A 14,496-nucleotide genomic window follows, 5' to 3' on the forward strand; every position below is an offset into this window, starting at 1 on the left:
GCGATGAAAAATAAATCATACATTGGAATTTCATTTATAATTTTAGTTTTCGGGATCATTTTCGTACCTAAGATTATTGATAGGCTAAAAGACGGAACCGTGACAGTGAATGACCGAATGAGTGTTCCACAGAAAGAAAAATTTGAAAAATTATTGGTCATCGGAAATGCACCTGAATTTTCTTTAACAGACCACAACGGAAAAACAATTACCAATAAAGATTATTTAGGAAAGGTGTATGTTGTGGAATTTTTCTTCTCGACGTGTCCTACGATCTGTCCTGTCATGAACCAAAACATGCTTTTGATTGAAGAGGAATTTGGGAAAAGGGATAATTTTGGAATAGCTTCTTTTACTATAAATCCAAAAACAGATACGCCCGAGGTTTTAAAAGAGCATGCCAAACAATTGGGTGTTACTGCTCCAAATTGGCACTTTTTAACGGGTGACCAAAAGTATATTTATGATTTGGCAAACAAAGGTTTTAATATTTATGCGGGTGAAAGTGCCAAAGAAGGCGATGCCGGTTTTGAGCATTCTGGATATTTTGCCTTGGTGGATAAAACCGGAAAAATCAGAAGCCGAAAAGACAAAAATGGCAACCCGCTGATTTTTTATACCGGATTAAATTATAATGACAAAGAAGGTTTTGAAGATGACCTGCAAGGAAAATACAAACCTGGAATTTTCATGATTAAAGAAGATATCGCAATTTTATTAGAAGAATAATATGGAAAGTAATTTGAATGCTACGGAATTAAAGTATAGAAAATGGATCATTATTTTATCTGTTGCAATACCGGTTGTAGTAGCGATTTTATTCGGAGTTAAACTAAAAGATTTTGGTTTTGATGTTGATCCGCTTTCTTTTTTGCCTCCAATTTATGCCACAATCAACGGAATTACGGCCGTGCTTTTAATAACGGCAGTATGGGCCATAAAAAACGGAAAGAGAAAGCTTCATGAAAATTTAATGAAAACAGCAATTGGCTGTTCGGTTGCCTTTTTAGGAATGTATGTGGCGTATCACATGACCGCTGACAGTACTTCTTTTGGCGGTGAAGGTTTTATTCGTTATGTTTACTTTTTCATATTATTGACGCATATTTTATTGTCAATTATTATCATTCCTTTCGTTTTAATAACGTATGTTCGTGCCTTGGCAGAACGTTTTGACAAACATAAAAAATTAGCCAGGATAACTTATCCAATGTGGGTGTATGTTGCCGTTACCGGCGTTATTGTCTATCTGATGATTTCTCCCTATTATGTACATTAATAAAGAAAATATGCAAAGTGCAATTGATAAAAATTTAGAATGTAAGAGTTTGAAGAAATTTGGATTAAAGAAACTGTCTTTTTTCTTTCTTCTGTTGTCTTTGTTTTATTCGGTAAACACAAAGGCGCAATGTGCCATGTGCCGTGCGGCTTTAGAAACGCAAGAAGGCGGTGTCAGCGGTGAAGCGGTCAACGACGGAATTATATATTTAATGGTATTTCCATACATCTTAGTAGGGGTTTTGTGCTTTGCCATTTATAGAATGAGATCAAAAATAAAAAAAAAGCCTGAAAATTAATTCAGGCTTTTTTTATTTTAATCCGTCGATGCTAACATCTACTTTTCCGTTAACCGTGATAAAAGCAATGATTGCTTTGTTGGTCAATTGAATCTTCTTGAATTGAATATCATCAATGTTTCCGTTGACAAAAACGCCCGGCATCGGTGAATAATTTTTCAAATACGTCAGCATATTCTTTTTGCCTTCGTCAAGATTGGGCTGGATGGAATAACGGCAAGCATCTTGCATTTTCTTTAAAACAACGCCTGAAGCCAACCAATTGGCTGTTTTAATCAATCGGCTTTTCGTGTCTAAAACATAATCCAATTGGTCAAAATAAATTTCTTTGGTGGTATCATTATATTGCGGAAAGCCTGAAAGGTAAATGGTTCCGTTTAAGCTTCCTAATAAATCCAAAGCTATAATCATCTTGTTGTTTTTCTGCCAGATCGCTACTTTTTGGACTTTGACTTTTTTGCTTCCCGATCCAAATTCTTGTCCCTGGAAGTTTTTTGTCATGATTCTCGAAGCGTCTTGATACGTGGAAACGGCGGCGATATTTGCTGATATTTTATCGGGCATTTTTGAAACCGGTTTCAGAACAATTTTATCTCGGTCTAATTTGTTTTTTGGCTGTTGGCCCACCACGGTTTCCATATTGCATTTCAATCCCATGTCAAGAGATATCGCTTCCTTTTGTAATTTTGCTTCTGTAGTATATAATTCTATCGGAACAATTCGCAACCAAGAATCATAGGTTTCGCTCATCTGAAAAGGCGTGCAGATCTTTTCTAAAGCGTCTAAAACATTCGGTTTAAAATCCATTGATTTTTTAATGGCTTCGTCAAGATTGTTCTCGATTTTTGATTTAAAAATTCGAACCGCAGGATTGATTAGATACGTTATCGCTACACTTTTTCCTGCAATATTTATCGTCGGGCTTTCGTTCCATTCTAGAGATTGGAGCATGGTGTCCGTGTTCATTTTCCAGTTCGTCAAGCCAACGCTGCTGCTTAAAGTTACAACTCCGTTCATGTTTATTTCACGAGTGTCGTATAGTTGAATTCCCATTTTGTTGATTCCGTATCTGTAGTTTACAGTAATCTTCAGTGGCAAAACCGTTTTGATTTTTCCTTTTTCGTTTGAAATTTTTATAGCTCCTAATTTCCAAACTTTCATCTGGATATCATCATCTTCGATATTGTTGTCTTCATAAATCAGGCCGTTCAAAAGTTTATTGGTTTGGTTTTCAATATCTTTTAACTTGATTTTTATCGGAAGGCTTATGAAAGAGGTGGAGTTTTCGTAAACTAGGGGTGAGGCGTCATCTGGTTCGGGTTTCAATGCGGCAATTTGGGTAGTGGTAGAACATCCGAAAATTGCAAATAGCGAAAATAACGGGATGTATTTCGCAATAAATTTATTCATAACTTTAATGATTTAATTTTGAAGTAAATGTAATTTTATTTTTTAATATCTTTTGAAAAAAATAATCTGTAACAGATTATTGATTTTACTGTCTAATAGTTTTTAGTAAGCCATTTAAAAAAGCTAAATTTGCATTGATCACCAACCCTTTTTTGCGAGTAATTATTTATGAAAAAAGAAATCATCAGTAAAATATTTTTCCTTGCCGTCTTCTTTATAGGCGTTTCTTCAAATGCTCAGGTTAAAAAATGGACTTTGGAAGAATGCGTTTTATATGCATTAGAAAACAATATTTCCATCAAGCAATCGCAACTCGATTTAAAAACTTCGGATGTTGAAAGGCTTGAAGCTGTCGGGAATTTTTTACCAGCAATTTCTGCGAATGCAAATTACAGCATGAATACGGGAGCGAATATTAACCCGGCAACAAACCAATTTAATAATGAAACCTTTAAATCTTTTTCAGCTCAAGCAAATGGGGGTGTCACGTTATTTAATGGTTTGCTGAATTGGAGAACCTACCAAAGAACAAAACTGAATAAGGTTGCAAATACCTATCGTTTAGATAAAATGAAGGACGATATTATGCTTTCAGTAGCGAATAATTTTCTGGAGATTTTATCATTAAAGGAACAACTGAGAGTTTTACAAAACCAAAATAGAATTACCAAAGAAAATCTGGACAGAACCAAGGCATTAATCGATGCCGGAAGTTTACCAGCTGGAGATATCTATGAATTAAGAGCTACAGATGCCGGTCAAGAACAGCAAATTATCAATGCGCAAAACAATTTGTTGATTTCAAAAGTGGCACTTTGTCAGATGCTTCTTTTGGAAGATTATGTAAATTTTGATATTGCGGATCAAGAATTTAACGCCGAACTTTCTTCGGTACTTGAAGAAAATCCACAGAGTATTTTTGTAAAAGCAAAACAAACGGTGAATGATATTAAAGTGGCAGCGCAGGATGTGGAAGTCGCTAAAAAAGATGTTCAGATTGCAAAATCGGCTTATTTACCAACATTGTCAGGGTTTGTAGGATACAATGCAAGATGGTCAGAAAGTACGCCCCTTCCGTTCAGTGACCAAATTTATCTTTTTGATGGTACTTCAATTGGTTTGCAATTATCAGTTCCAATTTTAAATGGTTTTTCAACTCGAACTCGCGTGCAAAGAAGCCAAATTTCTCAAGAAAGATCACAATATCTTTTAAAACAAGCCGAATTGGATTTAGAGACCAATGTGTATAAAGCGTATAATGACGTGGTGAATTCTAAGAAATTGTACGAAGCAGCTCAAAAAACTTCAGAAGCCAGAAAGTTTTCTTATGAGTTTTCTAAAGAAAGATTTGATGTCGGCTTGCAAAATTCATTTGATTTCAGCCAATCTTCAATAGCTTATGAAAATGCACAATCAGAAGAGGTTCGTGCCAAATATGATTATATCTTTAAAACAAAAATATTAGAATTTTATTTCGGAATGCCAATTATCCAAAAACAATAGTTTATGAAAAAGAAGACCGTAATTTTATTAATCATTGCAGTAGTTATCATTGTTCTTTTGCTAGTCCTTTCAAAGTCTGGCGTTTTTGGGAATAAAAATGTGGGGAAAGAAGTGGAAATCGCAACCGTAAATCAAATTACAGTGGTGGAAACCGTTTCGGCAACCGGAAAAATCCAACCTGAAATTGAAGTAAAAATATCATCAGAAGTTTCAGGAGAAATTATTGAATTGCCAGTTAAAGAAGGTCAGGTGGTGAAAAAGGGCGATCTTTTGGTGCGAATAAATCCAGATTTATATACTTCAGGATTGAATAGGTCTGTGGCAAGTTTGTCAGGATCAAAAGCCGGTTTAAGTCAAGCAGATGCCCAATTTGCAGAAGCAAAAGCCAATTATAATAGAAACAAAACATTGTTTGACAAGGGAATTATATCAAGATCAGACTGGGACAAAGCCGTTTCGACTTATGCCGTAGCCCAAGCTGCAAAACAGTCGGCGTATTATAATGTACAAAGCGCTGCAGCAACAGTCAATGAAGCAAAAGACAACTTGGGCAGGACTACAATCTACGCGCCAGCTGACGGAACTATTTCTTCTTTGGGAGTAGAGCTTGGAGAACGTGTTTTGGGAACCCAGCAAATGACCGGAACCGAATTGCTTCGCGTGGCCAATTTAAATAATATGGAAGTGGAAGTGGATGTCAATGAAAATGACATCGTTAAAATTTCAGTTGGGGATTCAGCCAGAGTAGAAGTGGATGCTTACCTCAAGAAAGAATTTAGAGGAACGGTAACCAGTATTTCAAATTCTGCAAGTGCTGATTTGACTGCCGATCAAGTAACAAATTTTAAAGTTAAAGTAAGAATTGTCAAAGAATCGTATGCTGATTTGACTGAAGGAAAACCAGAAAGTTATTCTCCGTTTCGACCAGGAATGACAGCTACTGTGGATATTATTACAAAACGAAAAGAAGATGTTGTGGCTGTGCCAATTAGTGCAGTTGTAGTAAAATCTGACACTTCTGCAACTGTAAAACCAGTTGTTTTGGCGGAAGACGGACAGGCGCCCGTTTCAAAATCGGATAAAAAATTCGAGTGCGTTTTTGTAAAAGACGGTGATAAAGCAAAAATCAGGGTAATCAAAACCGGAATTCAAGATGATACGAATATTGAAATTTCATCAGGATTGAAAAAAGGCGACATCGTTATTGTTGGCCCTTATGCAACGGTCACTAAAGATTTGAATTCAGGCGACGTGGTTTTTGTAAAACCAGACGAAGCTAAAAAAGAGACGAAGGCGAAAAAATAATGGCATACATTTTAAATATTGAGACGGCTACAAAAAACTGTTCGGTAAGTATTGCAAAAGACGGCGAAACGCTTCTTTGCAAGGAAATTGCTGAACAAGGATATTCCCACGCCGAAAAGCTCCACGTTTTTATTTCAGAAGCTTTGGCAGCACTAAATTTAGATTTTTCTGATTTGGATGCGATTGCAGTAAGTCAGGGCCCGGGATCTTACACCGGACTTCGAATTGGTGTTTCGGCAGCAAAAGGACTTTGTTATGCTTTAAATATTCCATTAATTGCTGTGGATACTTTGGAAGTTTTAGCTTCGGCTATTTCTGTTGAGAATGGTGTGGTAATTCCAATGATTGATGCCAGAAGAATGGAGGTTTACAGTGCTGTTTTTTCTTCTGATATGTTAAAAATCAGAGACACAAAAGCAGAAATTATTACCCAAGAATCTTTTGCAGAGATTACTGAAACCATACATTTTATTGGTGATGGCGCTTTAAAATGCCAAGAGGTTTTGCCTTCGGGCCAATTTGTATATCATCCGGAAATTATTTATCCTTCTGCAAAACAAATGAGCGCATTGTCATTTGAAAAGCACAAAAAAAGCGACACTGTTGATGTCGCTTATTTTGAACCTTTTTATTTGAAAGATTTTCTTGTTGAGAAAAAATTATAGTGTTGAAATGAATTGTGCAATTTTTGTTAACCCGTTTGCATTGCTAAATGATGGGTTATTTTGTTTTAGAAAATCGGTAATTTGATCTTTCTTTTCCGGAAATATCGCAATTAATTTCTTTTTGCTATTTGGAAATTCTGTAATTTCTTTATCTTTTAATTTTAGATAAAACTCATCTTTTCCTCTTACTAACTTAGGGTTAGAGTCGCTTGTGTAACTATTACTAGCTTCTTTTCCAGCTATGTAGTTGATTTTTTCTTTAAGAAAAAATGTTACTTCATTATTACTGAATTTGTTTTGAAGATATCCTTCTGTGTTGTTTCCTTTAGAGTCTTTATAGTTAACTAGATTATAACTTGATGCATTGTTTTTTAAAGTTATAGTGTTGTACTCTAGTTTTTTAGGAAGAATGTATTTTGTGTCATCTCCATTGTCAATCTCGAATTCATCAGATTCTGCATTGTATCTGACAAGAACTTGATTTTGAACTCCAGAAATTGTAGCATGTTTAAAAGCTTGATCAATATAAGGAGTTCCTGATGCTTTTGAATATTTAGATTCAGTTAGATGTTTTCTAAATAAATCAGAATTTGTTGGGCTCACCAAGTCAGAAACTCTCAATGTGGCTTGTGCAGAAGCAAAAATGGTAATTAATCCAAATGATATTGTAAATACTAATTTTTTCATTGTAATTTTAATTTAAATTTATAATAAATTTTGTCTTCACTATGACGTTATTTTTTAGTTTTGAAATTCTGAACTTTTTCTATATAAATATAATATAATAACAATATTTATGCCGCAATATGTTAATTTTTTGCTTCGTAACTTTTTAAAAAACTTAATTTTAATTTAAAGGTTAAATTTGGGATACAATTTTACCTTGTAATTAAAATCTGTTTTCTTCTGTGTAAGTAATTAAATCATAACTAATTCATGTGAAATTTCACATAAAGATGCTAGTGATTTAAAGGCAACTCAAATGTTGTAATAAATTTAGTATATTTTTATTGTTTTCAAAAATAATAAATTTTAAACAATTTAAATATTAGTCTGTAAATAAATTTACAAGAATTAAAGATTTATTATTAATACTTCGGTTAATGTGTTTTTTTTATTATAAAAATGATTATTTACTAATTTTTCAATTTTAAAATTGTGTTTAAAAGCGATTTTTTGGGCAAAGCACAAGTTCTATTTTGGCAGATATAAAATAAATTTTCTTTAGAAACATATCTGTTTTTTAAAAAAGGAAGCGATGATTGAGATTCAGAACCTGCAATAATGATGTTCGGTAAGTATTCTTTTTGAATTTCCCAAGCGTTTTTTAAAGCCTCGGTTCCGCAAATTGCAAGTTCTCGATTTAAATCTGAAAAATTCAAAAATAAATCAAGCCAATTTGCAAAAGCTGAAGGATAATCAATATTTGGAAGAATTTTTTCAATCATTCTTTTTGAAATTTCTTCATAATAGGAGTTTTCGAAATAAATGTGCAACTTAAAAAGATTATTTGCCATTACTGAATTTGAAGCTGAAATTACATTGTCCTCAATTTCAAAATGTCTTGTAATTAATTGTTCGTCTAAATTAGAGGTAAATGAAAACAAATTATTGTTTGAATCATAAAAATGATATAAACAGTAGTCCGTTAATTGCTTGGAATGAAGTAGCCATTTTTTATCAAAAGTGACTTCGTATAAAGAAATGAAAGATTCGATTACAAAGCAATAATCTTCTAAATAACCATTAATGGTGCTTTTTTCGTCTTTGTAATTGTGTAGCAGATTTCCATCAGAAGTCCATAGATTCGAAATAATAAAGTCCGCATTTTTTAAAGCTGTTTCCAGGTAATTTTGATTTCCTAAAGCTTTAAATGCGTCAATGTAACCTTTCATCATTAAGGCATTCCAAGAGGTCAAACATTTGTCATCAAGTCTTGGTTTGCTTCTTTTTTCTCTCTCGATGTAAAGTATTTGTTCCCAATCTTTTTTCTTCTGAGATAATTCAGAAACTTCTATTTGATTTTCCTTTGCTATTTCTTCTAAAGATTTATTTTGGATCAAAACATAATTCTGTTCTTCTTCCCAAAAACCAAATTGATTAATATTAAAAACTTGGCTGAATAATTTAAAATCTTCGGTTATTAAATTTTCCAGTTCCGGTTTTGTCCAAGTGTAAAATGCACCTTCTTCTAGATGATTTTCGGCATTTAAACTATCAGCATCTAAAGCAGAATAAAATCCTCCAAAATCATTTGTCAATTCATTTGAAACAAATTGTAAGGTTTTTTCAATAACTTCTTTATACAACGGATTTTTAGTCAATTTATAAGCATCGGCATATAACGAAACCAATTGGCCGTTGTCATAAAGCATTTTTTCAAAATGAGGAACGTGCCATTTCATGTCAACGGAATATCTAGAAAATCCTCCGTCAACAGTATCAAAAAGACCTCCGTAAGCCATTTTTGTCAAGGTAAGATTTACAAAATCCAGAAGTTGATCGTCTTTTTCTTGATGGGCATAACGCATTATAAATTTGTAATTGTTCGGCATCATAAATTTTGGCGCTCTTTCGTATCCTCCAAATTCGTGATCAAAACTTTTTTTCCATTTTGACAAAAGTGTTTCCAAGTTTGAAAAGTCAAATGAATTATGACTTTCTGGAATAAGACTGATTGAATCCATGCCTGCTTTTAGTTTTTCGGCATAATCAATCATTTTCTCAGGATTGTTTTCAAATAGATTTTGAAGTTGCTCCAAGGTTTCCATCCATTCATTTTTTCTGAAATAAGTGCCTCCCCAAACTGGTCGTCCATCCGGAAGACAAACCACATTCATTGGCCAGCCACCACGACCCGTCATGATTTGAATCGCCTTCATATATACCGCATCAATATCTGGTCGCTCTTCACGATCCACTTTTATATTGATGAAATTTTTGTTCATCACAAGAGCCGCTTCATTGTCTTCAAAAGTCTCGTGTTCCATGACGTGGCACCAATGACAAGCCGAATAACCTACGCTAACAATCATCAACTGATTTTGATTTTTTGCTATCGCTAAAGTAGTGCTGTTCCAAGCTTTCCAATGTACCGGATTGTTGGCGTGTTGCAATAAATAAGGACTGGTTTCTTTATGTAATTCGTTCATAATTTCGACTTGTTTTAAAAATAAAAAGCGCTCCAAAACGGAACGCTTAAAATTAATGATTTTGATGAGAAGTATTATCCGTTTATGGCTTCTACTTTAATGTCATCGTCGTTCAGCATGTCTTTTAGCATATTTTCAATACCACTTTTTAGTGTAAACGTGGAAGAAGGACAACCGCTGCAAGCACCTTGCAAAACAACTTTTACGCGTTTTTCACTTTCGTCATAAGAATCAAAAAGAATGTTTCCTCCGTCTGCTTGAACTGCAGGTTTTACATATTCTTCTAAGATGTTGATGATTTGCTGAGAAGTAACGTCAAGATTGTCAAAATTCTCGATTTTTTGTTTTTCCGTTTTTGGGTTTGAAGCGGCAATACTTTCGTCAATTACCGTTCCACCATTTTCAACATATTGTTTAATGAAACTTCTTAATTCATAAGTAATGTCTTGCCATTCGCTCACGGCGTACTTTGTAATAGAAATATAATTTTCATCAATAAAAATTTCTTTGACGTAAGGAAATTTGAAAAGTTCTTGCGCCAAAGGAGAAGCTGCGGCTTCATCAATATTTTTAAATTCGATGGCCGTTTTGGTCATCATCTTGCTTCCCACAAATTTTTGAACAGCAGGATTTGGAGTGCTTTCAGCATAAACGGTCAAAGGCTGTTTTTGAGCTTTTGTTTCGGTGATATTCAAAATAGTACCGCCGTCGTTTACAAAAGTTTCAATCTGCTCGGCAACTGCTTCTTTTACGTCATCCCACTCCACAATGTTGTAGCGTTGAATAGCGATAAAATTTCCCGAAATGTAAATTGATTTCACAAACGGAAGATAAAATAGCTTTTGCGCTAAAGGTGAATCTTTTGCGTCATCAATGTTTTTAAATTCAAAATTCTCATTTTGAGTTATGAAATCAGGCAATTCAAATTTTAATATAGTAGGATCCTGAGTCGGTCTTATTGTAACATTAATCATATATTTTGTATTTTTTTGCAAATTTAACAAAGATGTTTTGCGTGATATATTATATTTGGAAATTTAAAGGATAAATTAACAGTTCATTCATTTTTGCTTAACAAATTGAAATGTGAGCAAGGTCTGAAAAACATCTGTAAAATTAAGGATTTTTATAAAATAACGTCATATGAAAAGAGCATTACTTTGTTTATTTTTATTAATTTCTGCTTCTGTATTTTCTCAAGCCAATTTGGTGGTGGTCAATACAGACAATTCTGCTACTTATACTGCGGGACAAATCCGTACTTATACTGTGACGGTAACAAATAATGGGCCAGAAATTGCTACAAATGTTGTTGTTTCAGATGTTCTTCCTGTTGGGATTGATATGACTACGGTTTCGTGGTCAGGCTCAAACGGAACTACAGGAACTGGAGGGCTAAATGACACAATTGCTACTTTGGCAAATCAAGGTGTGGTTACTTATACGGTAAATATACCTGTTCCAAGTGATTATGATCAAGAAGAAAATTTGGTTTATGAAATTGTTTTGACAAGTACAAGTGTTGATCCGGTACCCGAATGTGAGTTTTGTATTGATACTGATACACCGGCGCCACTTGCTGATTTAGTTATTACAAAAACAAATGGGCAAACTCAATATTTACTTGGAGAAAATACAACTTATACTATAACGATAACAAATAATGGGCCTAGTGATGTAGTTAATGCAGTGGTTAATGATCCACTTCCTCTAGGGATTACTACAATGACTTGGTCTAGCAGTATGGGTACTTCTGGTACAGGTGCTATTAGTGATGCTATTAGTGCAATAACAAATGGCCAAGTGATAACGTATACGGTTGTAGTTTCTGTTCCTGTTGGATTTCTTGGAAATTTAACAAATGTTGTTTCTGTTGTAAGTGCCACTCCAGATCCGGTTCCTGGGTGTCCGCAATGTTCCGATACAGATACTCCAAGGCCTAAGTTTATTTCCACAAGTACCACTCAATATACTGTTCCGGAATTAGTAACAGATGTTTTGGTTGATTCTGAATGTGCATTGATTTCAAATATTACTTGGTCTTCTGGAACAGGAAATACGTCAGGAATTGGATATTTTCACAGACAAAACAGTGATTTTCCTTTAAAAAGTGGGGTTTTGCTTAGTACAGCTAGTGCTATAACTGCTCCTGGTCCGGCTACTAATACAAGCACAACAGGTGCAGCAGGGTCAGATGCTGAGCTTTTGAGCTATATGCAAAGTCTAGGACTTGATCCTACTTTAAGTAGTTATAATAATGTTACTAAAATCGAGTTTGACTTTACTCCGCTGACTGATAATATGAGTTTCAATTTCTTGTTTGCTTCAGACGAGTATGGGACTTTCCAATGTAATTGGTCTGATGCTTTTGCGTTTTTTTTGACAAATACTGTAACGAATACAACAACCAATTTGGCATTAGTTCCAAATACAGCCACACCAGTTTCGGTAATTACCATTCGTGATAATGTTAATAATACTACTTGTAATTCAGTTAATCCAGAATATTTTGGACAATTTAATGGCGGATCAAATATCTCTGCCATTAACTTTGAAGGGCAAACTGTTGTGATGAATGCTTCTTCTGAAGTAGTACCTTACACTGTTTATCATATTAAATTAGTGATTGGTAATAGAAATGATACTTCTTTTAATTCTGCAGTTTTCCTTGAAGCAGGAAGTTTTAATATCGGCCAAGCTAATATCGGTGATGACTTAACAATTGTTACCGGTCAAGCAATTTGTTTTGGCGATACAACTGTTTTAGATTCGGCATTAGATCCAACAATATATGAATTTGAATGGAGAAATAATGATGTTATTATACCTGGAGAAACAGGTCCAATATTGGTTGTTTCAGAAGCAGGTGAATACAGTCTTATTGCTTCTAATATTGGAACAGATTGTGAAATGCGAGATTCAATCATTATTGAGTTCAATCCACCGCTACCAGTTGAAGACCCAATTGATTTGATTCAATGTCAACCTCTTTTTAATTTAAGAGAAAATCAAGCGATAATTTTAGCGAACGTTCCGGTTGCTGAACAAGCAAATTATGAGTTTTATTATTATGCTTCCCAAGCTGATTTCGATAACTCTATCCTTATCGGAAATCCTGATGCTTATTTAAGCGCAGGTAACCAGACAATTATTATTAAAGTAGAAGATTTGGTTACGTCAACACAATGTGACGCAATCTTTTCTTTTGATCTTATTGTCGAAAGCTGTACACCACCACAACCTGCAGATATGTCAATTTGTGATGAACTGCCTAACGATGGACAAGCTGTTTTTGATTTGACAATAAATGATGCTTTGGTTTTAGACGGAGAGCCTGCTTCAGAAAATACAGTAACATATCACCTAACTCAAGATGATGCAAATAACGGAACTCCTTTTATTAGTCCGGCAAATGCTTATTTAGGGTCGAATAATCAAACTATTTATGTAAGGGTTCAAAATAATGATGATCCTTTAGCTGTTGGATTTACAAATTTTAATTTAATTGTAATTCCTACTCCTGAAGTGGTTGAAATGGCAGATGTAGTTATCTGCGATGAGTATATTCTTCCAGCAGTAACTGTTGGGAATTATTTTACTGGAGCTAATGGTTCAGGAACTCAGTTGCAGCCGGGAGCTTCAATTACAAGTTCTCAAACTATTTACGTATATGCGCAATCAGGAACAGTACCTAATTGTACTGATGAAGATAGTTTTACAGTTGAAATTAATATAACTCCAGTTGTGGATGAACCATTAGATGTTGTAAGATGTAATGAGTATGTTCTTCCAGAATTAACAGTAGGAAATTATTTTACAGCTCCCGATGGATCTGGAACGCCACTTTTTGCAGGAGATGTAATAACAACAACACAATTAGTTTATATTTACGCTGAAACCGGTACAGTTCCAAATTGCAGCGATCAAAGTAGTTTTACAATTTCAATATTTGAAAGCCCAGAAGCCGTTACACCATTACCTTTAGAGGTTTGTGACGACAACAATGACGGAATCGCTGCTTTCTTACTTTCATCGAAAACAGGAGAGATCGCTGCGGGTAATGCTGGCCTTGTGGTTACTTACCACGAGACGCTTACCAATGCGCAGAACAACGTGCTGCCATTAGGCGCAAGCTACACGAACATCAATGCTTGGACCCAAACAGTTTATGCCAGGGTAACCAATGCAGGTGCTACGGACTGTGCTACCATTGTAGAACTTGTCCTTGTGGTAAACCCGAGACCGGTCCCGAATGCAATTTCTAACTATGAACTTTGCGACACGGTAACTCCGGGCGACCTGATCGAGGAATTCCTTCTTTCTACAAAAACGGCAGAAGCTACAGGCGGTCAGGCTGGTATTTCAATTAGCTACCACGCTACGCTTGCCGATGCTCAGACCGGCGTTTCTTCCATTGATCCAAACGTTCCGTACGCTAACACGCCTGCAGGAACACAGCAAATCTTCGTGAGAATACAAAACGATGCTACAGGATGCTCGGCAGCGACTTCCTTCAACCTTATCGTAAACCCACTTCCTTCGCCAGTTGCTCCTACACCGCTTGCGGCTTGTAGCGACGGGGTGAATAATACTCAGGCTGTCTTCAACCTGACAACAAAAACCAATGAGATTCTTGGCGGTCAGTCAGGATTCTCGATTACCTATTACGAAAGCGCAGCCGATGCCGGTTTGGGGACTAATCCTATCAACCCTGCAAATGCCTATTTAGGACAAGACGGACAGGTCATCCATGTGAGAATGGAAAATGAGGACACGGGCTGTTCTAACACTACTGAGCTTACGCTTCAGGTAATCGTGGGACCAGTTGCCAATGATCCGCAGCCGCTTACTTACTGCGACCCGAACAATGACGGTTTTGGTACT

At 35.2% G+C, this 14,496-nt stretch carries 11 protein-coding genes; 7 read left to right on the top strand and 4 right to left on the bottom strand.

The window, feature by feature from the left end; translation table 11 throughout:
• Nucleotides 1-3: 3 nt before the first annotated feature.
• From EG849_RS07970 to EG849_RS07980, 3 genes are read left to right on the top strand one after another with little or no spacing between them, the layout of a single operon-like run.
• Nucleotides 4-729, top strand: a complete 726-nt coding sequence (locus tag EG849_RS07970) for an SCO family protein (protein ID WP_125012551.1) — start codon at nt 4-6, stop codon at nt 727-729.
• A 1-nt stretch (nt 730) separates the two neighbouring features.
• The gene (locus tag EG849_RS07975) at nt 731-1,279 is read left to right on the top strand and encodes a DUF420 domain-containing protein (RefSeq protein WP_125012552.1); all 549 of its coding nucleotides are present in this window, start codon (nt 731-733) and stop codon (nt 1,277-1,279) included.
• A gap of 10 nt (nt 1,280-1,289) precedes the next feature.
• Nucleotides 1,290-1,577, top strand: coding sequence for a hypothetical protein (locus EG849_RS07980; protein WP_233581761.1), 288 nt, complete (start codon nt 1,290-1,292; stop codon nt 1,575-1,577).
• Nucleotides 1,578-1,589: 12 nt separating this feature from the next.
• On the opposite strand, the gene EG849_RS07985 is transcribed toward EG849_RS07980, so the two are convergent.
• Nucleotides 1,590-2,987, bottom strand: a complete 1,398-nt coding sequence (locus EG849_RS07985; protein WP_125012553.1) for a DUF4403 family protein — start codon at nt 2,985-2,987, stop codon at nt 1,590-1,592.
• A 168-nt stretch (nt 2,988-3,155) separates the two neighbouring features.
• Between EG849_RS07985 and EG849_RS07990 the strand changes: the two genes are divergently transcribed.
• The 3 genes from EG849_RS07990 to tsaB are packed head-to-tail and all read left to right on the top strand — an operon-like array spanning nt 3,156 to nt 6,460.
• Nucleotides 3,156-4,490 (top strand): TolC family protein, encoded by a 1,335-nt coding sequence (locus tag EG849_RS07990; RefSeq protein ID WP_125012554.1) that lies wholly within the window; start codon nt 3,156-3,158, stop codon nt 4,488-4,490.
• A gap of 3 nt (nt 4,491-4,493) precedes the next feature.
• Nucleotides 4,494-5,795: an efflux RND transporter periplasmic adaptor subunit gene (locus EG849_RS07995; protein ID WP_125012555.1), complete on the top strand. Its 1,302-nt coding sequence runs from the start codon at nt 4,494-4,496 to the stop codon at nt 5,793-5,795.
• Nucleotides 5,795-6,460: a tRNA (adenosine(37)-N6)-threonylcarbamoyltransferase complex dimerization subunit type 1 TsaB gene (gene tsaB / locus EG849_RS08000; protein ID WP_125012556.1), complete on the top strand. Its 666-nt coding sequence runs from the start codon at nt 5,795-5,797 to the stop codon at nt 6,458-6,460. The genes EG849_RS07995 and tsaB overlap by 1 nt, the downstream gene beginning before the upstream one ends.
• On the opposite strand, the gene EG849_RS08005 is transcribed toward tsaB, so the two are convergent.
• The 3 genes from EG849_RS08005 to EG849_RS08015 all read right to left on the bottom strand — a co-directional run bounded on the left by EG849_RS08005 (nt 6,455) and on the right by EG849_RS08015 (nt 10,586).
• Complete coding sequence (locus tag EG849_RS08005; RefSeq protein WP_125012557.1) at nt 6,455-7,147, bottom strand: hypothetical protein; 693 nt, start codon at nt 7,145-7,147, stop codon at nt 6,455-6,457. The two genes, tsaB and EG849_RS08005, sit on opposite strands and share 6 nt — an antisense overlap.
• 449 nt (nt 7,148-7,596) lie before the next feature.
• Nucleotides 7,597-9,612 (bottom strand): thioredoxin domain-containing protein, encoded by a 2,016-nt coding sequence (locus EG849_RS08010; protein ID WP_125012558.1) that lies wholly within the window; start codon nt 9,610-9,612, stop codon nt 7,597-7,599.
• A gap of 74 nt (nt 9,613-9,686) precedes the next feature.
• Nucleotides 9,687-10,586, bottom strand: coding sequence for a NifU family protein (locus EG849_RS08015; RefSeq protein WP_125012559.1), 900 nt, complete (start codon nt 10,584-10,586; stop codon nt 9,687-9,689).
• Between the two features lie 169 nt (nt 10,587-10,755).
• Here EG849_RS08015 and EG849_RS08020 point away from each other — a divergent pair.
• The coding region (locus EG849_RS08020) for a choice-of-anchor L domain-containing protein (RefSeq protein ID WP_148096058.1) at nt 10,756-14,496 on the top strand (3,741 nt) is incomplete at its 3' end.

It is taken from the genome of Flavobacterium macacae (assembly GCF_003865365.1).
In the GTDB taxonomy this organism is placed as follows: domain Bacteria; phylum Bacteroidota; class Bacteroidia; order Flavobacteriales; family Flavobacteriaceae; genus Flavobacterium; species Flavobacterium macacae.